Annotated in this window: 19 protein-coding genes; 17 read left to right on the top strand and 2 right to left on the bottom strand. The window is 62.4% G+C overall.

All coding sequences use genetic code 11. The features are described from left to right. Window positions 1–9 precede the first annotated feature (9 nt). From ACN9MU_RS10160 to ACN9MU_RS10105, 12 genes are all read left to right on the top strand, one after another. Window positions 10–1,374: an ABC transporter substrate-binding protein gene (locus tag ACN9MU_RS10160; RefSeq protein ID WP_426170314.1), complete on the top strand. Its 1,365-nt coding sequence runs from the start codon at window positions 10–12 to the stop codon at window positions 1,372–1,374. Then, a complete protein-coding gene (locus tag ACN9MU_RS10155; protein ID WP_426170313.1) occupies window positions 1,371–2,210 on the top strand; it encodes a carbohydrate ABC transporter permease in 840 nt (279 codons plus the stop codon). The genes ACN9MU_RS10160 and ACN9MU_RS10155 overlap by 4 nt, the downstream gene beginning before the upstream one ends. Continuing rightward, window positions 2,207–3,010 carry a carbohydrate ABC transporter permease gene (locus ACN9MU_RS10150; protein WP_426344519.1) on the top strand — a complete coding sequence of 268 codons (804 nt, stop codon included), beginning with the start codon at window positions 2,207–2,209 and terminating at the stop codon, window positions 3,008–3,010. The genes ACN9MU_RS10155 and ACN9MU_RS10150 overlap by 4 nt, the downstream gene beginning before the upstream one ends. After that, the gene (locus ACN9MU_RS10145) at window positions 3,007–4,494 is read left to right on the top strand and encodes a glycoside hydrolase family 3 N-terminal domain-containing protein (RefSeq protein ID WP_426337250.1); all 1,488 of its coding nucleotides are present in this window, start codon (window positions 3,007–3,009) and stop codon (window positions 4,492–4,494) included. Before ACN9MU_RS10150 ends, ACN9MU_RS10145 begins: the two co-directional genes overlap by 4 nt. A 16-nt stretch (window positions 4,495–4,510) precedes the next feature. Further along, a complete protein-coding gene (locus tag ACN9MU_RS10140; protein ID WP_426322107.1) occupies window positions 4,511–5,800 on the top strand; it encodes an MFS transporter in 1,290 nt (429 codons plus the stop codon). Window positions 5,801–5,803: 3 nt separating this feature from the next. After that, a complete protein-coding gene (locus ACN9MU_RS10135; RefSeq protein ID WP_426322105.1) occupies window positions 5,804–6,901 on the top strand; it encodes an ABC transporter ATP-binding protein in 1,098 nt (365 codons plus the stop codon). A 95-nt stretch (window positions 6,902–6,996) separates the two neighbouring features. Further along, the gene (locus tag ACN9MU_RS10130; protein WP_426322103.1) at window positions 6,997–8,289 is read left to right on the top strand and encodes a tetratricopeptide repeat protein; all 1,293 of its coding nucleotides are present in this window, start codon (window positions 6,997–6,999) and stop codon (window positions 8,287–8,289) included. A gap of 164 nt (window positions 8,290–8,453) precedes the next feature. Beyond that, window positions 8,454–10,148, top strand: coding sequence for a PoNe immunity protein domain-containing protein (locus ACN9MU_RS10125; protein WP_426170304.1), 1,695 nt, complete (start codon window positions 8,454–8,456; stop codon window positions 10,146–10,148). 13 nt (window positions 10,149–10,161) lie between these two features. Continuing rightward, window positions 10,162–10,683 carry a carbapenem self-resistance protein CarG family protein gene (locus tag ACN9MU_RS10120; RefSeq protein ID WP_426170303.1) on the top strand — a complete coding sequence of 174 codons (522 nt, stop codon included), beginning with the start codon at window positions 10,162–10,164 and terminating at the stop codon, window positions 10,681–10,683. After that, entirely contained in the window at window positions 10,684–11,646 is a 963-nt protein-coding gene (locus tag ACN9MU_RS10115; protein ID WP_426344518.1) for a hypothetical protein, read from the top strand. It abuts the gene before it with no gap. A gap of 24 nt (window positions 11,647–11,670) precedes the next feature. Next, on the top strand, window positions 11,671–12,663 hold the full coding sequence (locus ACN9MU_RS10110) for a hypothetical protein (protein ID WP_426170300.1): 993 nt from the start codon (window positions 11,671–11,673) through the stop codon (window positions 12,661–12,663). Between the two features lie 6 nt (window positions 12,664–12,669). Beyond that, window positions 12,670–13,590 (top strand): hypothetical protein, encoded by a 921-nt coding sequence (locus tag ACN9MU_RS10105; protein WP_426344517.1) that lies wholly within the window; start codon window positions 12,670–12,672, stop codon window positions 13,588–13,590. Between the two features lie 27 nt (window positions 13,591–13,617). Here the strand turns inward: ACN9MU_RS10105 and ACN9MU_RS10100 are convergent, their stop codons facing one another. Beyond that, window positions 13,618–14,238, bottom strand: coding sequence for a hypothetical protein (locus ACN9MU_RS10100; RefSeq protein WP_426170296.1), 621 nt, complete (start codon window positions 14,236–14,238; stop codon window positions 13,618–13,620). Window positions 14,239–14,617: 379 nt separating this feature from the next. Between ACN9MU_RS10100 and ACN9MU_RS10095 the strand changes: the two genes are divergently transcribed. From ACN9MU_RS10095 to tssA, 5 genes are all read left to right on the top strand, one after another. Next, complete coding sequence (locus ACN9MU_RS10095; RefSeq protein ID WP_426170295.1) at window positions 14,618–15,457, top strand: M15 family metallopeptidase; 840 nt, start codon at window positions 14,618–14,620, stop codon at window positions 15,455–15,457. A 160-nt stretch (window positions 15,458–15,617) separates the two neighbouring features. Beyond that, complete coding sequence (gene tssM / locus ACN9MU_RS10090; protein WP_426323722.1) at window positions 15,618–19,460, top strand: type VI secretion system membrane subunit TssM; 3,843 nt, start codon at window positions 15,618–15,620, stop codon at window positions 19,458–19,460. Beyond that, entirely contained in the window at window positions 19,457–20,434 is a 978-nt protein-coding gene (tagF, locus tag ACN9MU_RS10085; protein ID WP_426170293.1) for a type VI secretion system-associated protein TagF, read from the top strand. The genes tssM and tagF overlap by 4 nt, the downstream gene beginning before the upstream one ends. A 1-nt stretch (window position 20,435) precedes the next feature. Continuing rightward, a complete protein-coding gene (locus tag ACN9MU_RS10080; RefSeq protein ID WP_426170292.1) occupies window positions 20,436–21,185 on the top strand; it encodes an OmpA family protein in 750 nt (249 codons plus the stop codon). 14 nt (window positions 21,186–21,199) lie between these two features. Continuing rightward, on the top strand, window positions 21,200–22,240 hold the full coding sequence (tssA, locus tag ACN9MU_RS10075; RefSeq protein ID WP_426322086.1) for a type VI secretion system protein TssA: 1,041 nt from the start codon (window positions 21,200–21,202) through the stop codon (window positions 22,238–22,240). On the opposite strand, the gene tssH is transcribed toward tssA, so the two are convergent. Then, window positions 22,241–24,925: a type VI secretion system ATPase TssH gene (gene tssH, locus ACN9MU_RS10070; protein WP_426170289.1), complete on the bottom strand. Its 2,685-nt coding sequence runs from the start codon at window positions 24,923–24,925 to the stop codon at window positions 22,241–22,243. It lies immediately after the preceding gene. Between the last annotated feature and the right edge of the window lie 8 nt (window positions 24,926–24,933).

The following is a 24,933-nucleotide window of genomic DNA, read 5'->3' as shown; positions in this document are numbered from 1 at the left end:
CGGCCATCAATGAAGAACAGACTCCTGCTTGCTGCATTGATGGCCGTTGCCGGCGCCGCATTCGCCGCGCCGGTGCAGCATATCGAGTTCTGGACCTTCAGCATGAAGCCGCGCTTCACGCCCTACTTCGAGGACGTGGTACAGCGCTATGAGGCCGCAAATCCCGGCGTCAAGCTCGAATGGGTCGACTTCCCCTGGGACATCATCCAGACCAAGCTGGTCACGCGCATCGTGGCGGGTAAGCCGCCGGCGCTGGTCAACCTGAACGTGCCGTGGGCCGAGGAGTTCGCGCGCGACGGGCTGTTGACGCCTGTCGATCCGCTGCTGGGCGCCGATCGCGCACGCTATCTGCAAAGCACCTTGCGCGATCTTTCGTTCTCGGGCAAGACTTACGGCTTCCCGATGTACAGCAATGTCGCTGTGATCGCCTATAACCGCGAGATCTTCCGCGCCGCCGGCATTCCACACGCGCCGCGCAATCTCGATGAACAGCTCGCGTTCGCGCGCCAGATCGCCCAGCGTACCGGCAAGGCCGGCCTGTGCCCCGCCCTTTCAAAGGTTGATGGCCTGATGCTGCAGCAAGGCCTTCCGGTACTGGCTGGCGGACGGGCGGTATTCAACACGCCTGCGCACGTCGCCTTTGTCGCCAAGCTGGCCGAGACCTATCGCGCTGGAGGCCTGCTGAAGGATGGCTTGTTTGCCGAGGATAACTTCCCGCCTGCGGTGGAGGCCTATAAGAGCGGACGCCTGGGAATGCTGCTGGCGCCGCCGACGGCGTTGAAGCGCATCCAGGCCGATGCGCGCGAAGTCTACGCCCACACCGATGTGGCGCCCGCGCCGCTGGGGCCGACCGGGATCGCCGACGGCGGTTGGCTGATCCACTTTGGCGTGCCGGCCCGTGTGCCAGCGGCGGACTTGCCCGGCATCGGCAAGTTCGCCCGCTTCCTCACCAGCGATGCGAACCAGCTTGAATTCGCGCGCCAGGCCAGCGTGTTTCCAGCCTCGGCGCAGGCTGCCAATGATCCCTTCTTCACCGCCGTGCCGCCGAATGCTGGCGCAGCGGAAAAAGCCGTTGCCGCCGGCGCCGTATCGATGCCCTATTCCCGCACGATGTACGTGGCCGGCATCGAAGACTACGACGAACTGCGGCGCGCGCTGGTGAAGGCAGTCGAAGCCGGCGTCACCGGCCGCCAGGATATCCAGCAAGCGCTCAACGCCGCAGTCGCCATCTGGAACCGCAAGCTTGCGTTAATAAAGTCGGGGTCAGGTCTGGCAATCGGACACGGGCTCAACCGTAGGCCCTGCCTACGGTTGAGCCCGTGTCCGATTGCCAGACCTGACCCCGACTTGTTAGCTGTAAGGGACGGACAATGAAGCGCTCGTTGGCTGCCTGGCTGTTTCTCGCACCGGCATTGGTGCTGCTGGCCGTCTTTGCGTTCTGGCCGGTGCTTTTCGGCTCCGTGCTGGCGTTCACCGACTTCTCGCTGGTGCGGCCGACGCATTGGGCCGGTTTGGACAACTTCCGCTACATCTTCAATAACGAGATGTTCGTCACCGGCCTGAAAAACTCGCTGGTTTTCCTGCTGATCGTGCCCTGCGTGCAGCTCGGCGCCATTACATTGGCTGTGCTGGTGAACAACCAGCTCCCGGGCGTCAAGATGTTCCGCGCCGCGTATTACGTGCCTGTGGTGACGACTGTCTCGGTGGTCGGCATCATGTGGGGTTTCATGTTCCACGAACAGGGCGCGCTGAATTACATCCTCGGCACCCGCATCGGCTGGCTGCAGGACGATACTTTTGCGCTGGCCGCGATCATGTTCGTCACGCTGTGGCGCGGCCTTGGCTGGTATATGGTGATGTACCTGGCCGCGCTGCAATCGGTGCCACAGGAAATGCAGGAGGCGGCGATTCTCGACGGCGCCTCGCGCTGGCAGCGCTTCTGGCATATCACGGTACCGATGCTGCGCCCGACCATCATGGTCTGCACCATCCTTTCCGTGCTGGGCGCGCTGAAGGCCTACCAGGAAGTGGACGTCCTGACCCAGGGCGGGCCGATGAATTCCACCTTCACCGCCCTGTACTACGCCTACGACCAGGGACTCAAGCACCTGAAGCTGCCGCGCGCCCTGGCGGCAAGCTTCATCGTTTCCCTGATCTGCATCGGCATCGCCTTGCTTTGCCTGCGCTACCTGAAGCCAAAGCACCGATGAAAAAGACCGCACAATACCTGCTGCTGGCCGCCATCGCGCTGCTGTGCATCTTTCCGTTCTGGTGGACGCTGGTCACGGCGCTGTCCACGGAAGGAAATGTCCTCTCCTACCCGCCGACTTTCTGGCCCAGGCAGCCGTCGCTGGAGAACTTCGCCGAGGTATTCCGCGTCATCCCGATCTGGGCCTTCCTGAAAAACTCGATCCTGATCACGGCCTGCGCCGTGCTGTGGAAACTCGTGCTGTGCTCCATGGCTGCCTACCCGCTGGCGCGCCTGCACTTCAGGGGCAAGAAGCTGGTATTCGGCCTGATCGTCGCGACCATGGTGCTGCCGTCCGAAGTCAACTTCCTGGTCAATTTCATCACTGTGACGGAACTGGGGCTGGTCGACACCTACTCGGGCGTGATCCTGCCTAACGTGGTGAATGCGGTCGCGATCCTGCTGCTGAAACAGGCTTTCGAGGAAGTCCCGCAAGACCTGGTCGATGCTGCCCGCGTCGACGGCGCCTCGGAATGGACCATCTTCAGCAAGATCATGCTGCCGCTGATCGCCCCGTGGCTGGCGACAGTCGGCATCCTGACCGCCGTCGAAGCATGGAACGAATACATCTGGCCATCGATCGTCATGAGCAAGCCGGACGAATTCCCGCTGTCGGTGGGCGTGCTGTATTTGCGCGGCACCTTCGGCAGCAGCACGCGCGTGATCGCGGCAGGTACCATCATCACCATAGTGCCGACACTGGCGGCATTCCTTTTCACCCAACGTTACTTCATGCGCGGCATGGACGGAGCAGTCAAATGAGCACACAAGAACTACGAAAAATCGCGGGACAACTGATCATGATCCGCTTTCCCGGCACGGTGCTGGACCAGGCGACTGCCGATTTCATCCGCGCGAACGGCATCCGCGGCGTGTGCCTGTTCCGCGGGAACATGACCGACTCCGTGCAACTGGCCAGGCTGACCGCCGACCTGCGCGACGCCATGGGCCCGAACGCGCTGATCGCCATCGACCAGGAAGGCGGCGCTGTGGTGCGTTCGACCTGGGTGCCGGCGCCGCCTGCGGCAATGGGCCTGGGCGCGGCCGACGATGCCGACCTGGCCTACCGCACCGGCGCTGCCGTGGCGCGCGCCGCCAAGTCGCTCGGCTTCAACTGGAATTTCGCGCCCGTGCTGGACTTGAACAACAATCCGGACAATCCTGTGATCGCCGAGCGCTCCTTCGGTGCCGAGCCGAAACGCGCGGTGGAACTGGCCATGGCCTGGATGGCCGGCAGCCATGCCGAAGGCGTCGCCTGCTGCGTCAAGCATTTCCCCGGCCACGGCGACACCCACGTCGATTCGCACCGCGACCTGCCGACCGTCGACAAGGCATTGCCGGAACTGGACCTGCTGGAGCTGGCGCCATTTCGCGCCGCCGCCCCGGTGGCGCCGGCCATGATGACCGCCCACATCGTCTACCCTGCCATCGATCCGGATAATCCCGCCACCATGTCGCCGGCCATCCTGGACGGCATCCTGCGCAAGCAATGGAACTACAAGGGCATTATCATCACCGACGGCATGGACATGCACGCCATCGCCGGCCGCTACGGCGTGGGCAACGCCGCCGTGCGCGCCTTGCTGGCCGGGGCCGACATGGTGATGGCGCTTGGCACCACCGAAACCCAGAACGAAACCCTGGACGCCATCGCGGCTGCGCTGGCCGATGGTTCCCTGTCGCAGTCTGCTGTCGACGAACGCCTGGCGCGCCTTAACGCGCTGGCGCAAGCCTATCCTTGCCAGCAGCGCTCCTATAAGGAAGATGCCGCGGACCGCGTGATCATGGCCGAAGGCTGGCGTCGCGCATTGACAGCACGCGGCAATCCGCAACGTCCCGCGCCGGGCAGCAAACTGCGCCTGGTGGTACGGCAGGATGTGGTCAGCGATGGCGTTTCCGAAGCCGGCGTACCGGCAGCCACCGTGGCCGCTTCGCTGGGCAAGCTGTACGACGTGGACCTGGTCACCTTCGCCGACGCCAACACCTTTGACTGGTCGGCGCTGCCGCAGGATGGCCGCTTCACCGTGCTGGCCTCCACATCGCGCCTGCGCTACGGCGACAACGCCCGCAACAACTGGAAGCCGGACCTGCACCTGGCGTTGTGGAACCCGTACCAGGCGCTGGACATCCAGTCCCCGGCCCTGATGACCTATGGCTTCGCCGCTCCCGCACTGGAAGCCGTCAACGCCTGGCTGTCGGGCGAACTTGAAGCCACCGGCCGCTGCCCGGTTCCCGGCTTTGCTTAAGGCTTAAGGAGAGAAGATGGACGCCGCACGCCACAACCCGCTGAAATGGATCCCCACGCTGTACCTGGCGCAGGGCCTGCCCTACTTCGCCATTGCGCTCGTCTTCGGCCAGATGATGAAGAGCATGAACATGTCGAACGCGGAAATCAGCCACTGGCTGGCCTTCCTCGGCGGCGCCTGGATCTTCAAACCCTTGTGGAGTCCATTCCTGGAACTGGCGTCCAGCAAAAAGCTGGTCGTGGTCAGCCTGCAGCTGTTCGGCGGCGTGGGCCTTGGCCTGGTGGCGCTCGCGCTGCAATTCCCGTTCTGGCTCAGCGCCAGCATCGGCGTGCTGTTCCTGGTGTCGATCGCCTCCGCTACCCATGATATTTCCTGTGACGGGCTGTACATCGCCAGCCTGAACAAGAAGGCACAGGCGCAATACGCCGGCTGGACCGGTACTTTCTTCAATGCCGGCCGATTCCTGGCACAAGGCGGCTTGCTGATGCTGGCTGGCTACCTGGAGAAGACCCAGGGCGTTACCGCCGCCTGGACCGTCATCTTCGGCATCCTCGGCCTGACGATGTGCGCATTGGGCACATATAACCTCTGGGCGCTGCCCCTCAGCCCCAACGCCCGCATGGACGACCATACCGTGGGCGGCGTGGCGCGCACCCTGGTGGAAGTGATTGCCGACTACTTCCGCAAACCGGGCATCTTGATTTCGATCCTGTTCATCATCTTGTTCCGTGCCGGCGAGGCGCAGGTGCAGACGATTGGCCCGCTGTTCCTGCGTGAAGCGCGCGAGGCGGGCGGCCTTGGCCTGAGCACTGCCGAAGTAGGCGCCGTCTACGGCACCAGCGGCACTATCGCCTTCATCATCGGCTCCATCGCCGGCGGCTATTTCACGTCCTGGCTGTCGCTGCGCCGCGCCATCCTGTTCCTGATCCTGGCGATGAACTTGCCAAACCTGGTTTTCTACTTCCTGTCGCACTCCCTGCCGACCGACCTGACCACGATCGGCGTCGCCCTCAGCGTGGAAATGTTCGGCTACGGTTTTGGCTTCGTCGGCGTCATCCTGTACATGATGCAAGTCGTAGCGCCGGGTAAGTACACCACGGCGCACTACGCCTTCTCTACCGGCGTGATGCAGGGGGGCTTTGTACTATTCCGCTGGATCAGCGGCGATATCCAGATGGCGCTGGGCTACAAGAACTTCTTCCTGTGGGTACTGGTGGCTGCCATCCCCGTCACCGTCCTGTCGCAGTTCATTCCGATGGAGTCGCGCGAGCGATCCGGCGGCGACGCCGTGCCCGAGGCGGCCTGATTCATGGCATCGGTCTCGCTGCGCAATATCGCCAAGCGCTATGGCGACAATGACCCGGTCATCCAGGGCATAAACCTGGACATCGCGGACGGTGAATTCACCGTGTTTGTCGGCCCGTCCGGTTGCGGCAAGTCGACGCTGCTGCGCATGATCGCCGGGCTGGAAGAAATCAGCGGCGGCGAACTGCATATCGGCGGTCGGCTCGCCAACAGCGTGCCGCCGGCCCAGCGAGGACTGGCGATGGTGTTCCAGTCCTATGCGCTGTACCCGCACATGACGGTGTATGAAAACATGGCATTCGGCCTGAAGCTGGCCGGCACGCCCGCCGCCGAATTGCGCGCGGGAGTGGAACGCGCCGCCGCCACGCTGCAGATCGGCCACCTGCTCCATCGCAAGCCAAAGGAACTATCCGGCGGCCAGCGCCAGCGCGTGGCCATTGGCCGCGCCATCGTGCGCAAGCCGCAGCTGTTCCTGTTCGACGAACCGCTGTCCAACCTGGATGCCGGCCTGCGCGTACAAATGCGGCTGGAAATCGGCCGGCTGCACAAGGAACTGGGCACCACCACCATCTATGTGACGCACGACCAGGTGGAAGCAATGACGCTGGGCCAGCGCATCGTGGTGTTCAACGGCGGCAAGGTTGAACAGGCAGGCACGCCGCAGCAACTGTATAACAGCCCGGCCAACCTGTTCGTGGCCGGCTTCCTCGGCGCGCCGCGCATGAACTTCATCCCGGGCGAAGTGATGGCCGTAGGCGCCACGCACGTGGCGGTGCTACTGCCGGGCGGCGCCATCGTCGAAGTGGCGGTCCTGCCCGGCGAGGTCGAGCGCGGCGCCAGCGTCACGCTTGGCGTGCGTCCGGAACACCTGCAAATGCGGGAAGAAGCTTACAATGCGGCCGCTGTCGCGATCAGCCATGTGGAGTATCTTGGCGATCAGTCCATCGTTTACGCGGCCTTGCCCGGCATGGCGGAGGCGCTGGCGGTGAAACTGGCACAGGATCATCCGCTGCCAGCACCCGGCGCAGCTGCCACGCTGTTCCTGCCGCCGGAGCGCTGCATGCTGTTTGCGGCTGACGGCACGGCTCTCGACCGGCCATAATATATCGTTACAATTGGCTACTTCAGAAAACCGGTCCCATGACGAAATTATGGGAGAATAGACGTTTGCCTCAACCACAAGAAGGATCACATACCATGACCCAACATCGTTTCGCACGTATCGGCCTGCTGCTGGCAGCCATCGGCCTGGGCGCCGTCCCGGCGCTGGTCCAGACCGCACACGCGCAAGACAAACAGGCTGCCGCGGCTCCACAAGAGACGGTGCGCAAAGAGATGGTTAAATTCCTGGACAGCAAAATCCTGGCCCCTCTGCTGGATGCCAAAAAATATGGCGAAGTGAACGCCTTGCTGGACCAGGCAGATGCAATGCCGAACAAATCCTCCTACGAGCAGTATTTCATCAACCGCATGCGCCTGGCCACCGCCCTTGGCATGGGCGACAAGCCGAAGCTGATCGAAATGCTGGAGTACGTGCTGGCTTCGGGCCGCCTGGAGAAAGATGAGAAGGCCAAGTTCACGCAAGCGCTGGCGGGCTACTACCAGGAGCAGAAGAACTACCCCAAGACCATCGAAAACCTGCAGAAGTACGGCGAACTGTCCGGCGACCCGAAAGTGGCGCGCCAGATCATGGCGATCCGCTTCGAATCGGGCGATTACAAGGGCGTGCAGGCCGACCTACTGAAGAAGCTGAACGACAGCATCAAGGCTAACCAGCCAATGACCCGCGAAGAGCTTCACATGCTGGCCGACGCCTCGCATCGCCTGAAGGACAAGGCTACCTACCTGACGGCGCTGGAAGGCCTGGTGCGCTGGCATCCACGTGACCGCTACTGGTCGGACATGCTGTACCGCACCCGCGGCAAGGAAAACTACTCCACCCGCTTCTCGGCTGACATCATTCGCCTGCAGAAAGTGGCCACCACCAAGATGGAAGAACAGGACTACGTGGAACTGGCCGAAGTCGACCAGCTCGAAGGCCAGTTCATCGAAGGCAAGGCCGTCCTGGATGCCGGCATCGCCAACGGTGCTGTGACCCAGAACGCCAAGATCAAGAAGCTGAAGGGCGAACTTGACAGGCAAGCCGCAGACGACATGAAGAACATCGCCTCCACCGAATCTTCGGCCCGCAAGGCCAAGAACGGCACCGGCATGGTCAACCTTGGTTACGCGTTCGTGACCATGGGCCAGTATGACAAGGGTATCCAGCTGATCCAGGACGGCATCGCCAAGGGCGGCCTGAAAAACGCGGAAGATGCCAAGCTGCGCCTGGGCTACTCCTACGCGATGGCCGGCAAGAAGGATGAAGCCATCAAGATCCTGGAAACCGTGCAAGGCGCCGATGGCCGTGCCGACCTGGCGCGCTACTGGATCCTGTGGGTCAACCGTCCGTACCCAGCGACTGCTGGCGACGACGAGAAACAAGGCTAAGCAGGACGCCTGAACGTCTATGCAATACAACAAAGCGGGATTGGCTTTCGGGCTCTTCCCGCTTTTTTTCGCCTGCCACCCCCGATTCAATTGAATCACTCTTGCCGTTCACGAAATTCTAGGCTGTAATGGCGGTCCGCATCGTTACAGAAAGAGCAACACCCATGCATGCCCCGCTGTCAGAAAGCGACTTTCACCAGTCCCTGCGCGAACCCCTGCTTAGGTATCACGGCTACGAAGAAAACTTCCATGACCAGCTCGAGACGTTCGAGCATGTGAGGGAACGCCTGCAGCAACCGCCCGAGATGATCTCGGCGATCCCGCTCTATAACCTGATGAACACGACCAAGCGCCTGGCGACTGACGCCACCGCGTTCCTGGTCAACTGCTATAGCGGCGGGCATGACATCGCCCAGCTTCAAGCTTTCTACGACCGTGCGGTCGAACATTGGGAAACCTACGCCCACTACAACCAAGCCTATAACGACAGCAATGATCGCGAGACTCCTTGGCCGCATGTTGCGCTGGCCGGTCCGGAGTACCATCAGGCGCTGACCATGGTTTGCCTTGGCCTCCTGCTCGGCAAGCAGGATATGCTGCATCGCCTGGTGCCGCTGATCGACTACCGCAATGAGAAGCGCGACGCGCTGGTCGAACGCTTGCTCAGTTGCTGCGTCGAAGGGCGCGATCCGTCTGTCGGCATCTGCCGCCGCAACCTGCCGTATTCGAAGGTTCTCCCCATCTTTGCCGCGCAGCCCGCCGAACGGCCGGCACTGATGGCGCAATATCTCGCAGAATGGTACGAGGCCAGCCGCCGCGAAAACTATTACGACCTGCACAAATCTGGTTACCAGTTCGTCGGCTACTGGTCGTGGGAGGCGGCCGCCATCACCCTGGTGCTGGGCATCGACGATGCGAGCTATCGCCACCTGCCCTACTATCCGGCGCACATGGCCGCCTTTGCACGCCAGGCCAATGCAGGCAAGATGCCGACGTACGTCGCCGCATCCATCGTGGAAAGCGCCGAACTGGCGCCGCCCGATACGCTCGAAGACCTGGCCATGTTTTGGCGGCACAAGAAGCTGTCCCCTGCCGATTTCGAGCAGCGGCGCCGCTCCAGCCGCATGCGCTATGACAGCTACGAGGAAAACCTGGCGCACTTCACCGACAAGGTCTGTTACGAATGCGCCGACCCGGATCAGTATGACGGAGCACACCTGCTGGCATGGGAGTCCGTGAATCACCTGCGCAATAGCTACAGCGCCGGCCATGCATTGGAGGACCTCAATACTTTTTTTCCGCTGGCTCTCAGCTTTTGGGAAGACTACGCGCGCTTCCTAACGCCATTTACACGGCCGGAGAGCGGCGAGGACGAGGACTGCTACAAGCACTGGCTGGACCTGCAAGACGATGACTATCACACCGGCCTGTCGCTGGTGTGTTTCGCCATCCTGCTGGGCCATGAAGAGAAGCTGGCCCGCATCATGCCTATCCTTGATTATGGCAACCGTCGTCGCGACGCGCTGCTGGAGCAGTTGGTCGCACCTTTCGTGCCTGGCCGCGAAGCCCCGCCAAAAAAATGTACGCGGGGCAGACCCTACTCGCAAGCCCTGCCGATTTTCGCCGCAGCTCCCGAAATGCGCCCCGCCCTGATGGCCGGCTACATGCGTGCCTGGTACGACATGAGCGAAGACGAACCGTATTTCGGCACCAACCGCAAGGGCGTCCAGTTCTTCGGCTACTGGTCGCTGGAAGCCGCAGCCATCAGCTTCGTGCTGGGCATCGACGACGCCAGCTACCGCCAAGACCACTTCTATCCGCGCGAGCTGATCGACTTCGCCCGCTCGCACATCGCATAACCCGGAGAGTCACATGAAAGCTCATCTCCTTGGCGCGCTGCTGCTCGCCATCGGCCTGCCGCTGCACGCGCAGCAATTCATCACCCCACAACGCGACATCACAAGCATTTCGACAAACGGCATGGAACTGCAAATGCTGTACACCGACATCGACAGGAACACGCCCCACACTTTGCGCGCCATTACCTTCTTCCGCGCCAATGACAAGGGTCCAGCACAGCAGATTCCCTTCGAAATCAAGAAGCGCTTCGTCCCAGCGCTGCAACTGGAATCTGGCGCCGATTGCGCCATCAGCGGATTCCGCGCTTTCAAGACAAAGTCTGGCCTGCGTGTGGTTTATGCCGAGCGCGATGGCATGTGGGCAGACGAGCGCCGCGTGAACTTCACGGTGCTGGAATTGAAAAAGAATGATGATCCCGAGACGGTGGACGCACCGGCACTGTCCTTCCGAGAGGTCGGCAAGGTCGCCAGCAAGCGCAATTTCTGCGACGTGAACGAAGCAATGACCGCTGAAGCAGCCCGCCTGTTCAAGTAAATGATGCGCTTTACTGCAGCCCTGGTTGGCGTACTCTCAATTCAAGCCGCTTCTGGTTCTGACATCAATGGCACGTGGAAGTATGAACGCAGCCTCGATCCTCTCCAGGTCATGGATTCACCGAAGCCCCCTGCAAATCCCCATCGGCAAATTGTTGACAATGGGGTCTGGGTGAATGAAAACTGCTCCGGAAAAGCGAACAAGGAGAAGTTCAACTACTCGGAAGCCTTCCAGCTGCTGTTAAAGAATGGCTTCAATGAAGTGAAATTGAAGGATTTCCTGAAGGGGCAGGCTTCATTCGACCTAGGCCCGAAGGCTGTCTACTTCAAATCGGACGTCGGTTCGCCCAAGTGCGGCGACGATTACAAACGGCTTCTGGTCCAGGACGACACCCTGCTCGTTCCTGTTGGCGGCGTTGTTCTTCGCGTTTACCGACGCACGGGCGCCGGCCAGGGCAATTCGAATCCGCCCTCGACGATCGCGGACGGCCATCAATTCTCGCAGCTGCCTTACGATACCCTTGGCTTCTACAAGCTCTGTGCCGCCAACATTACTGGCCAGAGCGGCAAACCCAGTGCGACCACGAAGTGTGCCCCCGTCTATTACCCATATGTGGCAGATAGCGAAAGCAAGAACAGGCTCGCACAGCTAATTGGCAGTAATAACTACGAGAAACGAGGAGCACAGATGGCGCAAGACTACGCTCCTCCGTTTGCGAACAAGCTTCATCCCGTGTATACGGTTTTGCCGCTAATGAAAGACGTGACCGTGGTTCATGTGGAAGACCTCGAGCCGCAGAATGGAGAACGCGAAGTGATGTCCGGCGTATTCCTGTCGATCAAAGACGGCAAGGTGGTCGACCAGGTCGACGCCACGTGCGTCATGAATGAGAACTACATCTGCATGGCGGGCGAAACCAGGCAATACCAGCTTCAGCCGACAGGCAAGTTCAAGCACTTCTAACAAAAGCCCTGGATCGCCACGCGAATGAACCGGTTAACATCCTTCACTCTTCTTTACCTTCTGGCTCTCCTTCCCTGTTCTCATTCGTCTGCCGCGGACCTTTCCGGCACCTGGCGATTTGAAAAGGCCAGCGCTTACTACCGTCATCAGAAAACTGTTCTACCACCCGGCAAAAAGATACTCCAGATCGTCAACAATCGAACCAACTTTGATCCGCGTTGCTTAGGCACGTACCAGCGGAAAAAGTACTATTACAGCGAACTCTTTCAGTTGGCGCTTAAAGGAGGGGTAAGCGAGACTGCCCTGGGCGCCTTCATCAGGAAAGAGTTTGATGTTGCACTCCCCAAGAACGGTTTCTACTACCATCTGGAAGGCCCCTCGCAGGACTGCAGCGAAGAATTCGAAGATGTATTGGTTGACGGAGATAGATTGCTGGTCGCAGCCGGTGGCGAGACCTTTTATAGCTTTGTGCGCGCTGGAGGCATGGCCGCGAACAACGAAGCCCGCCAGCCCGAGTTAGCGGGACTCTCGCCATCTCACCTGCCGTTCGATGCCGAGATTTTTGCAAACCATTGCGAGAGCCATCTGGCCGGCCGCGGCGGAGGTTTGCGGGAAACCAGTCAATGCTCGCCGGTTTTCAACCCCTATATCGCCAGGAAAGAGAGCGCGAACTATATCGCGCAGCTTGTTGGCCACCACGACTATCGAAAAGGTGGCGCAAGTTTTGCCGATGACTACGCAACGCCTTTCTCACACGGCCTGCACCCGGTCTTTAACGTTCTCCCACCATTCAAAGGCATTGTCGTCGTTCGAGTGAACGACCTTGAGGCGGGCGAGAACGGAGGCCGCGATGTCATGGGTGGCGCTTACCTCTCCATTAAATCCGGAAAGGTCGTCGATCAGCTCAATGTACGCTGCAACCTCACTGAAGAATATATCTGCGTCGATGAGGACGGCAACCCGGAATACCAGCTTCTCGAAAGCGGTAAATTCAAGCGAATCAGACCAGCAAATTAATCAAACATGCGGCTTAAGACCACCCTGGCCTTCATCATTTCTGCCTGCTTCGCCAGCACAGGCTTCGCTTACGACTTCGAGAATGCAGTGCCATTGACGGTCGGCGTCCAGCTGGGCGAGACAAGGATCAACGACGTCCGGATTCGCCTGAACGGCCATGAGGTGGAACTGGCGCTCTCTTTTCACAACGCGACGAAGCATCCGCAGTATGCCGGTCTCTACGCCGCGACTCCCCTGTTCGAGTACCTTGGCGAAGGCGAAGCGTATGCAGACAAGACCTTCCGCGATCTGAAGGCGTTCCATGACGGCGCCCCATTGCGCGTAACGAGTACTCAACGGGCCTTCTTCCTCGGGCAGGACATCACCCCTGTCCTGCGCAAGGCTGGCCTTGGCCGGATTTACTCGAACGAGATCCATTGGAAAAAGCTCGAGAAGCTGCCGCTGCTACAGGGCATCCGCATCGACAACTGGCAAAGCCAGGTAACCTTCGGTTGGAGCGCGCGGATTGCGCCCGAATCAACTGGCGTTGAAAAGATCATGTATTCGGCATTGCCTCAGTTCGGGATTGAGAGTCTGGATTCCGACAACTTCTCGCAACTGGTTGAACAGCATTGCGGCGATCCCGAAATGCTGAAGGAGCTAGTCCATCAGGCCGCCCCGGAAGAAACGGGCGTGCTGGCAGAAGTCTTTCAATTCCCGCTGCCCTTCCTGAAAATGGAAAACGCGCATGTGACGATCGAGAAAGCAAGGCGCGGATGGCTGGACTCACGGCCGGTTGCCGTCCTGGCATGTGGCTATGACGGAGCACTCGGCCTTCCGTCGGAAGGCGCGATTCGGTCCGCCAACAATTCCCTCTCAATCCTGATGCTGTCGTTGCTGCCTAGTGCGCACTATGACGAAGGTCGCGCAATGCCGGCGACGAACTGAAGGGGCGCCCCTTCCGAGCTCAGAGCCTCAAGCGCCCATCGCGGCTTTTTCAAGCTTGCTGCGGCTGTACACGCGGCATTCGTTTTTCTTCCAGCGACCTTCGCAGACACGGATACGGCAGCGGGCCGCATCCTGCTTGCCCTGCTTCTTGCATTGGTCGAGCGCCTTCGACAAGGACATGCGGGCGTTTGCTGAAGTGTCGTACTTGGCGTGGGCCACCAGCGCCGCCAGGAGCTGGACGTCATTCTCCTCTTCCGCGGATGGCTGCGTGGCTTCCTGCTCGGACTCCCTGGCTGGTTTTTCCTTGGCCGGCTTGCGTACCGCCTTTGCCGCAGCGGGCTTGCTTGCGGCCGGAGTCCCGCTTTCCAGCATCTGCTTCAGCGATTCCTTTGGCTTGCCGACGACAGGCGGCGGCGATTCATCGATGATGGCTGCGACTTGTGGCGCATTCAAGGCGCCTAGCGGCGAATTGTCTGCTGGCTGTGCGGGCTGCTCTGCTGCACCGGCGGGTGCGGCAGCAGGCGCGGTCGCTGCTGCGGATGCCGGCGCTGTTGCAGGCGCCGCTGCGGCAGCCACTGTTTCGGCAGCCGGTTCACTTCCGCCGAACGACACAAACGCCAGGGCGACGGCGATCAGCAGGACGCTCACGCCGCCGGCAATCCACAAGTGTTTGCGACGCGGAGCTTCCGCAGGCGGCGGCTCAAACGCTGCCGGCGAAGCTGGTTGATTCTCTAGAGCATTTTGCTGCTCGGCCGAAAGCAGGCTTGGACGGCCTGCCGGTTTCCGGGTTTCGTTGCTTGATGACAATGGATTACTCCTGGCAAAGGTTATCATTAATATACTTTATCCCAGGAAAAAGGTGCGCACTCTAGGGCAGACCGCCTTTAACGGGGGCGCGCACGATTGAAATCCAAGTAAAAGCAGATTATCAGAACTTCAAGATATACTTTCCCGCAATAATTTATTGCTAAGGCGACACGCGCCCGCGATGTTATCAAATTAGTAATTTAGATTCCAGAGGTTAATTGTGGTGTTCGTCGCTGTCGTGCTGTATTTCCTGCTGGCTTGCGCGCTGAGCTGGATGGTCCTGTTCCCTGCCGGGCGGGCCTATGTCTCGCGCCGCCTGGAGCTGGTGGGCAGCCGTTTCCAGCGCCGCGTGCAGAACATCGCGCGCCGCGGCGGCGAGCAGGCCGGTGCACTGGGTTCGGAATCGGCCTTGGCCATGCGCCAGGGCGGAAACTTCCTGCGCGAACACAAATGGACCGCGCTTGCGGCGCTGTTCATCATGCTGCTGCCGGCAGTCGTCGCCTGGATGGCCAGCAGCCGCACCATGGTGGGCGGCTTCGATGCGCCGGTGCGCGAAGCGAACCAGCAGGTATCGGAGCTGCTGCACGGTGAGCAGCTGGTGCCGCCGGCTCCCCTGCCTCCGATGCTGTTCATGACACCGGAAGTCGAAATCGTGCGCCCTGGCCTGGTGTCGGCAAGCCGCGACTGGGCCTTGCTGGATAAGGACTATTCGCAGCGCTTGCTGCAGGCGTTCCGCATCATGAAGGAGCGCCATGGCTACGACATGGCCATCCTGGAAGGCTACCGCAGTCCTGAGCGCCAGGACGCGCTGGCGGCGCAAGGCAGCAACGTGACCAATGCCAAGGCCTTCCAGAGCTGGCACCAATACGGCCTGGCCGCCGACTGCGCCTTCCTGCGCGACGGCAAGCTCGTGATCTCGGAGCGTGATCCATGGGCCATGCGCGGATACCAGCTGTTCGGTGAAGTGGCGGAAAGCCTGGGCCTGACCTGGGGCGGCCGCTGGAAGATGATGGATTTCGGCCACACGGAGTTGCGTGTGGACGGCGTGAGAAGGAAATAGGAATTCGGAATGCCTGGAGCACATTTACAAGACGCGGCGCCCTTGCGCTCACGCTGGCCAACAGCGCCCCACCCCAACGTTACGCCTTGCTGGCCGGCCGCACCCGGCCCCGGCAAATAAAGCGCAATCCCTTAGCTAACCTTGCAAGAGTAGAAAAATGATGCACAGAATCCGGGAAATCCTGACCTCGCGCACCGCCTTCCTTATCTACGGCTGGCTTGCCTTCGCGGCATTCCTGCTAGTGGCGGCGGTGCTGCTGGAATTGCCATACACCCTGGCCTTTGCCGTGCTGGCAGCCGCCCTGCTGCTTGGCATAATGGTCTGGTCGTGGCGTCGCTATCGCGCGCGCCGCGCCGCCACCCAGTTGGGCAGCATGCTGGAACAGCAGGCCGTCACAACGCCTGCCAAGGCCGAACCAGCGCCGCGCCACGAAACGGAAGCCCTGCGCAAGCGCATGCTCGATGCGATCCAGACCATCAAGACTTCCAAGCTGGGCCTGCGCTCCGGCAGCGCTGCCTTGTATGAGCTGCCCTGGTACATGATCATTGGTAATCCGGCCGCCGGCAAGAGCACGGCGATCGCCAATTCCGGCCTGCAGTTTCCGCTGGCCGGCAGCCGTATCGTGCAAGGCGTGGGCGGTACCCGTAACTGCGACTGGTTCTTCACCACCGACGGCATCCTGCTCGATACCGCCGGCCGCTATGCGGTCAACGACGAAGACCGCGCCGAATGGTTTGGCTTCCTCAACCTGCTGAAGAAGTACCGCAAGAAAGCACCGATCAACGGCATCATCATTGCCGTCAGCATCGCCGAGCTGACCGGCAAGCGCCCGGAATTCGCGATCGAACTGGCCAAGAACCTGCGCCAGCGCGTGCAGGAGCTGACCGAAAAGCTGGAAGTGCATGCGCCGGTCTACGTCGTCTTTACCAAGGCCGACCTGATCAACGGCTTCACCGACTTCTTCCACGATTCCGAAATCGGCGAACGCGACCGCGTCTGGGGCGCCACCCTGCCCTACCACAAGAACCAGCCGAACGAAGACCTGCTGCGCCAGTTCGATGCGCGCTTTGACGAGCTGTATGAAGGCCTGAAGGAAATGAGCCTGGCCAATATGGCCCTGCAATGGCGCGAACGCCTGCCGTCCGGCGTGTTCACATTCCCGCTGGAGTTCAACTCGGTCAAGGCGCCGCTGCGCACCTTCATCGCGACGCTGTTCGAAGAAAACCCCTTCCAGTTCAAGCCCGTGTTCCGCGGCTTCTACTTCACCAGCGCGCTGCAGGAAGGCGAAGGCGTCTCCGCCACCTCGCACCGCGTGGCGCAGCGTTTCGACCTGAGCCTGCAACGCGAAGAGCACCACGGCAGCGAACAGCAGCATGGCTACTTCCTGCTCAAGTTGTTCCGCAACGTGATCTTTGCGGACAAGAACCTGGTGGCGCAATACGCCAGCCCGGCAAAAGTGCGCATGCGCTATGCGGCCTTCTTCGGCGCGGTGGCGCTGAGCGGCTTGCTGCTGGGCGGCTGGAGCTGGTCCTACATGGGCAACCGCACCCTGGTGGCCAATGTGCAGGCCGATCTCGACAAAGTCGTGAAGCTGCAAAAGCAGCGCCCTGACCTGGCGGCACGCCTGGAGGCGCTGGAAATCCTGCAGGACCGTATCGAACAACTGGACCGCTTCCGCGACAACCGTCCACTGTCGGTCAGCCTGGGCCTGTACCAGGGTGCTTATCTGGAACGCAAGCTGCGCGAAGAATACTTCGCCGGCGTTCGTGAAGTGATGCTGAAACCCGTTGGCCAATCCCTGGAAACCTTCCTGGGCGAAGTCAATACCAATGCCGAGCGCCTGCAACCGCTGGCGCGCAATGCCGCGGCCACGCCGGCAGCCGCAGCGGCGCCTGCAGCGCCAGGCGCGACGCCAGGCACTGCGCCTGCAACGCCGGCGCCTGCCGTGGCACACGCCGGGCCGCAGCAGTTCAAGGACGCCTCACCAGAAAACGTGGAAGACGCCTACAACGCGCTGAAAACCTACCTGATGCTGGGTGATAAGTCGCGCGCCGAAGCGAGCCACCTGAACGACCAGCTGACCCGCTTCTGGCGCGTATGGCTGGAGTCGAATCGCGGGGCGATGCCGCGCGAGCAGATGATCCGCAGCGCCGAACGCCTGATCGCCTTCTACCTGTCCGAGATCAACGATCCTTCCTGGCCGACCGTCGAGAACCGCCTGGCGCTGGTCGACCAGTCGCGCAACACCCTGCGCGGCGTGGTGCGCGGCATGCCGGCGCGCGAACGCGTGTATGCGGACGTCAAGGCCCGCGCCTCGACCCGCTTCCCGTCCATGACCGTGGCTCGCATCGTTGGCGACCAGGACCGCGAACTGGTCGTGGGCAGCTATTCGATTTCGGGCGCCTACACCCGTGCCGCCTGGGAAGGCTATGTGCGCGACGCCTTCAAGGAAGCCGCCAACCACGAGCTGCAAAGCGCCGACTGGGTGCTGAAGACCGCCGCCAAGGACGACCTGACGCTGGAAGGCAGCCCTGAGCAGATCCAGAAAGCCCTGGTCGACCTGTACAAGAACGACTATGCCAAGGAATGGCAGAAATTCCTGCAGGGCGTGGCGATCAAGGACTTGAACGGCTTCGAAGCGGCGGCAACCGCGATGAATCGCCTGGGCGATCCGCAGACTTCGCCGATTTCCAAGCTGGTCACCACCGTGTACCAGGAAACCTCGTGGGATAACCCTACCCTGCTGGATAGCGGCCTGCAGCGTGCCCAGCGCGGCATCGGCGACTGGTTCCGCGAAACCATCCTGCGCCAGAAGCCTTCGCAGGTGAACATCAACCTGCCGGCAAATCCGCAAGGCCAGCCTGGCGCACCGCTGCCGCTCGGTCCTGTCGGCCGGGAATTCGCCGGCGTGGCGCAACTGGTGGTCGTCAAGGACAACAACGCGTCGCTGATGCGCGGCTATATGGATAGCCTGGGCAAGCTGCGCGCGCGCTTCAACCAGATCAAGAACCAGGGCGACCCGGGCCCCGGCGCCAAGCAGCTCATGCAGCAAACGCTGGATGGCAGCGGCTCCGAACTGGCCGACGCCCTGAAATATGTCGACGAGCAGATGCTGGTCGGCATGAGCGACCCGCAGAAGCAGGCCATCCGTCCGTTGCTGGTGCGCCCACTGATGCAAACCTTTGCTGTCATCGTGCAGCCGACCGAAGCCGAGATCAACAAGGTATGGGCGGCGCAGGTGCTGGAGCCGTTCCGCCGCGACCTGCAGACCAAGTATCCGTTCGCGGCCGAATCCAGGCAGGAAGCCAGCAATGCCGAAATCGGCCAGGTGTTCGGTCCAGAAGGCGCCGTGGCGAAATTCTTCAACACGACCATCGGCCCGCTGGTGGTGCGCCGCGGCGACTCCCTGAGCGCCAAGACCTGGGCCAATATGGGCATTACCCTCTCGCCTGCCGTCGCTACCGCCTTCCCGGGCTGGATTGCGCCGCTCAGTGCGAACGGCGTCGCCAACCAGGCCGCCAGCAGCGAGGAAGCGCAAACCCGCTTCGAACTGCAGACCGTGGCCGTGACGGGCGTCAGCGAATACACCATCGAGATCGATGGCCAGTCGGTACGCTGGAAAGGCCAGCAACAGCCGTGGGTGTCGATGGTTTGGCCTAACCCGCAAGGCGTGCCCGGTTCGCGCATTACCGCCTTCACGCCGGACGGCAGGAAGGTCGTGGTGCTGGAAGAGAATGGACACTTCGGCCTGAAGAAGATGATCGATGCGGCGCAGCGCAAGCGCCGTCCGGATGGCAGCTTTGAACTGAACTGGACCAACGGCGGCGTGACCGTGGCAGCCAACCTGCGCCTGTTGCCTTCGGCGCCTGCTCCGGTTGCAGCACCGGCCCAGGCCAGCCAGGGCTTCCGCAAGCTGCGCCTGCCTGACACCGTGGTTGGCGGTCCGGCCCCGGCCGGCGCCGGTGGCGAACCAGCCATTGCCGCCGCGGGAGGTGCGCAATGAGTCGCGCTGCTGCTATCGGTTACTTCGGCAAGATTCCGAGCCGGGCTGACTTCGTAAAAGGCGGCAGCGACCCGAAAGTGCTGCAGATGATGGACGACTGGATGGCGCGCTCGATGGACATGCTGAGCACCGACGCGCGCTGGAAACTGACCTACGACGCCGTGCAGCCGCTGCACTTTGCGCTGTTCGGGCCGCGCCGCCGCGCGGCGATCGCCGGCCATATCGCGGCCAGCAGCGACCAGTCCAGCCGCCGCTTTCCGTTCCTGATGGCCGGCAGCATCGACGTCGATGAACCGTCGTCTTTTGCCGCCAACAGCCCGCTGGTGCTGAACCGCCTGTGGAACCGCCTGGAAAACCTGAGCGGCGGCGTGCTGTCTGCCGAGGATGCGGCCGCGCCGCTGCAAGCCCTGAACGGCAACACCGTGGAACTGGACACCCATGCCAGCGCCTACGATGCCGCCTTTGCCGATTTCCTCGAACTGCAGACTGTCGGCGGCCTGGACGCCATGCTGGCGCAGGCCGGCTTCACCGGCAGCGTGCGCCAGGTGCTGCTGGCGCTTGGCATCCTGCTGCAACCGGTGATGGCAAGCAGCTCGAGCCGCCTGGAAAAGAGCCTGGTGCTGCCCCTGCCTACCGACCCGATCTACCGCTACCTGGTGGCGGCGTTCTGGATGCACGTGGTCACGCCATTCCTGGCGCGCGCCGACTTCGAGCTGTCGCTGTTCCTGACACGGCTGGATGACAAGCCGGTGCTGGTGCTCGGTTTCAGCGGCGCCTCGCCGCAAACCCTGCTCAGCATCATGGACCCGCAGGTCGGCGAAGGCCACCATATCGCCTTCGACGAGGTCAATTGGGTCGAGGACCAGGTGAATGAAGACCATGCGATCCAGAGGGTGTCGGCCTACCTCGCCAATCCCGGACTTTCCCTGAAATCTGCGCACGACTCGTTGCGTACTTCCTTTATTGGAAACTGATATGCGTTACCTTCCCCTCCTCCTGCTGTGCGCCGCCTTTGCGGCGCAGGCACAAGTACCCGGCCAGGTGGTCGCCAGCGGCACCGTGGCCGATGAAGCCAGCAAGGCTGCAGTATTGGCCAAGCTGCGCGAAGTCTATGGCGCCGACAAGGTGCTCGACCAGATCAACGTGGGCCAGGTCACCACGCCGGCCAACTGGAGCGATTACGTGCAAAAGCTCATTACGCCCGACCTGAAACAGGTCAGCCGCGGCCAGCTCAAGATCGACGGCACCACGGTTTCCGTGCGCGGCGAAGTCGCCAACGAAGCCCAGCGCCAGCGCATTGCCAGCGACTTTGCCACCCGGCTGAATCCTACCTATACCGTCACCAACGGCTTGCGCGTGTCGGCCGCCGACCAGGGCGTGCTCGATCGCACGCTGGCCAACCGCATCGTCGAGTTCGAAAGCGGCCAGGCCGTGCTGACGCCAACCGGCAGGGCCATCCTCGACGAAATGGGCGCCGCGATGCTGAAGCTCAAAGGCCAGAAGGTTGAAATCATCGGCCATACCGACAACGTGGGCCTGCGCGCCAGCAACCAGAACCTGTCGCAAGCGCGCGCCGAAGCAGTCCGCAACTACCTGACCGGCAAGGGCATTGCTGCCGAGACCCTGGTCGCTTCCGGCTCCGGCCCGGATCGCCCGATCGCCAGCAACGACACGGTCGAAGGCCGTGCACGCAACCGCCGTATTGAATTCCGCATGGCGCAGTAACCGAGGAGATATCCATGTTTAACGCAGAAACCTTGCTGGCGCCGATCTCGCCGGCACAACCGGCCGGCGACGACCTGTCCTTCTCCAGCGACTTCGACGCCATTGCGCAGGCGCGCCGCTTTGACGACCCTTCACTGGAGCAGGGCGAATGGGTCACCGAACTGAAAGAGGCCGACTGGGACTTCGTCGTCAAGCGCTGCAGCACCCTGCTGGGCGAAAAGAGCAAAGACCTGCGCGTGGCGGTCTGGCTGGCGGAAGCCGCGGCCAAGCAGCACCGCATGCAGGGCCTGGGCGAAGCCTTCCGCCTGCTGGCGGGCCTGATCCGTGAATTCTGGAACAACGGCTTGTATCCTGAGCCGGACGGCGACGATATGGAGCAGCGCGTCGGCAACCTGGCCTGGATCCTGGGCCGCACCCCCACCCTGCTGCGTGAAATGCCGCTGACCGAAGGCCAGGGCACGGCGTTTTCCGCCATCGACTTCGACATGGCCCGCAAGCAGGCCAGCCTGCCGGAGCATGCGCGCAATCCGGACTGGCCAAAACTGGCCGACATGGAGACGGCTCGCTCGCGCAATTCGCCGCGCTTCCGCGAACAATTCGCGACCGATGCGCGCTATTGCATGGATGCCCTGAAAGAACTGGAACAGGTGTCCGATGAATTCCTGGGCAATGACAGCCCCGGCTTTGCAGCAGCGCGCGATGCCGTGCAGGCCATGATCGACGCGATGCCGTCGCACGCCAGCCTGCCGGCCACGGTCGGCACGCCGCTTGGCACGGCTCCCGCCGGCGAGCAGATCATCATTGCGCAGCCGGTGGCCGGCGTTGCGCCGCAAGCGAGCGGCCCGATTGCTTCGCGCGCCCAGGCCATCACGCAACTGCGCGAGATCGCCAGCTTCTTCCGCCGCACCGAGCCGCACAGCCCCGTCTCGTACTTCGCGGACAAGGCCGCCGACGCCGGTGAGCAGGACCTGCACACCTGGCTGCGCAGCGTGGTGAAAGACTCCAACTCGCTGCAGCATATCGAGGAGATGCTGGGCATCTCCTCGTCCAACTGATCAGACTACGCTGTAGCTGAAATTCCCCTGCTGGTCGGCCGCTACTTCAATGCGGCCGATCGCACTGCCCTCCGCCATTTTCGCCAGCACCGCTTCCGCAATCTCAGGCAGCAAGGTGCCATTCAGGATATTGTCCACATTGCGGGCGCCGGAATCGACTTCGGTGCAACGCGCCAGCACGGCTTCGACCAGCGTATCGTCGTAATGGAAGGTCGCCTTGTGGTTGGCGGCCACGCGCTGGCCGATGCGGTCCAGCTTGAGCGTGATGATGCTGGCCAGGACATCGTCGCCCAGCGGGTAGTACGGCACCACTTTCAGGCGGCCAAGGAAGGCCGGCTTGAAGGCTTTCACCAGTTGCGGGCGGATCGCCGCTTCCAGTTCTTCCGGCGACGGCATTTCTTCCGCCTCCTTGTTCAGGCAAGCCTGCATCATGGTCGCCGAGCCGACGTTGGAGGTCAGGATGATGATGGTGTTGCGGAAGTCGATTTCGCGGCCTTCCGCGTCGTCCATCACGCCCTTGTCGAACACCTGGAAGAAGAGTTCCAGCACGTCCGGGTGGGCTTTTTCCACTTCATCGAGCAGCACCACGCTGTACGGGTTGCGGCGCACTGCCTCGGTCAGCACGCCGCCTTCGCCGTAGCCGACGTAGCCTGGCGGCGAGCCTTTCAGGCCGGAGACGCTGTGCGCTTCCTGGTACTCGCTCATATTGATGGTCACCATCTTGCGCTCGCCGCCGTACAGCGCGTCGGCCAGGGCCAGCGCGGTTTCGGTCTTGCCGATGCCGGACGGGCCGACGAACAGGAACACGCCCTTAGGCTTGTTCGGGTCGTCCAGGTTGGCGCGTGCCGTGCGCACGCGCTGCGCCACCGCTTCGATGGCGTGCGGCTGGCCGATCACGCGCTCTTCCAGCGCAGGGCGCAGCTTCAGCACGGCCTGGATTTCGTCTTTCACCATCTTGCCCAGCGGGATGCCGGTCCAGCCGGCAACGATTTCAGCCACCACGTTGCCGTCCACCTGCACCGGCACCATCGGCGCTTCGCCTTGCAGCGCGCGCAGCTCCTTGAGCATCGCCTGGATGTCGTGCGCCTGGCTCGCTGCGCCGCCGGCGCCGGCCTGCTGCGCAGATGCCGCCTCGACGCTGGCACGCGCCTCGCCGATCTGCGCTGCCAGCGCCTTCTCCTGCTCCCAGCGCGCTTGCAGTGCAGCCAGTTCTTCCTGTGCCACGCTGCGCAGGCCAGCCAGTTCCTGGAGGCGCTCTTCATGCGCCCCACCGGCCGCCAGTTCGCGCTCCAGCGCGCCCGTCTCAGCTGCCATGCGCTCCAGGCGGCGCTGCAGCGACTCGATCAGCGCCGGCGTGGCGCTCTGGCCCAGCGCCACTTTGGCGCAGGCGGTATCGAGCACGCTGATTGCCTTGTCCGGCAGCTGGCGACCCATGATGTAGCGATGCGACAGGCGCACTGCCTCGGTGATCGCTTCGTCGAAGATGCGCACATTGAAATGCTGCTCCATCAGCGGAGCCATGCCGCGCAGCATGGCGCAAGCCAGTTCCTCGCTCGGCTCCTCGACCTTGATCACCTGGAAGCGGCGTGCCAGCGCGGCATCCTTCTCGAAGTACTTCTTGTACTCGCCCCAGGTGGTCGCCGCGATGGTGCGCAGTTCGCCACGCGCCAGCGCCGGCTTGAGCAGGTTCGCCGCATCGTTCTGGCCGGCCTGGCCGCCTGCACCGATCATGGTGTGCGCCTCGTCGATGAAGAGGATGATCGGCGTCGGGCTCTTGCGCACTTCGTCGATCACGTTCTTCAGGCGGTTCTCGAATTCGCCCTTGACGCTGGCGCCGGCCTGCAGCAGGCCCATGTCCAGGGTGTGGATCGCCACGCCCTTCAGCACGTCCGGCACGTCGCCCTGGGCAATGCGCAGGGCCAGGCCTTCCACCACGGCAGTCTTGCCGACGCCGGCCTCGCCGGTCAGGATCGGGTTGTTCTGGCGGCGGCGCATCAGGATGTCGATGGCCTGGCGGATTTCCGCATCGCGGCCAATCACAGGATCGACCTTGCCGGCGCGTGCGCGTTCGGTCAGGTTGGTGGTGAACTGGTCCAGCGCCGGGGTCTTGCCTGCGGGCTGCTGCATTTCGCCGACCGGATCGCCGCCCAGGTCGCCGTCGCCGCCCGCGCCCGCGGCGCGCGTGGCGGCCGCCGCCTCGGCTTCTTCCGAATTGGCGGTCAGCTTGTCCAGGTGGTGCTTGATATCGTCGGCCTCAAAGCGATGGAACAGGGCCGAGCTGCGGTAAGCCAGCTGCGACAGTTCGGGATCCGTCAGCATGGCCTGCAGCAGGTGGCCGCTGCGGATGAAGACTTGCTGGCCGGCCTGCAGGTCGAGCGAGGCGATCAGCCAGGCGTGCTCGAACAGCTTCGGCAGGCGCGCCGAAAACACCGGGGTGCGCGCATTGCCGCTGCGGAAGCGCGCGATCTCGGCCTGCAGGTCGGCCTGCAGGCGGCTGGTGTCGACTTCAAAATGGCGCGCCAGGGCCACCATGTCGCTGCGCGGGTTCTCCAGCAATGCGAGCAGCAGGTGTTCCTGGTCTACTTCATACTGGCCAAGGCCAACGCAGATGCTGGCCGCGCGGGTGGCCGCATTGCGGCAAGTGTCATTCAGTTTCCCGATCAGGGTTTTCAGGTTGATGCTCATCGAGCGGT

It is taken from the genome of Pseudoduganella sp. R-32 (assembly GCF_049913245.1).
Taxonomy (GTDB): domain Bacteria; phylum Pseudomonadota; class Gammaproteobacteria; order Burkholderiales; family Burkholderiaceae_D; genus Rugamonas.
Note: the sequence above shows the minus strand (reverse complement) of the source record. Positions and strands in the feature narration are given on the sequence as shown.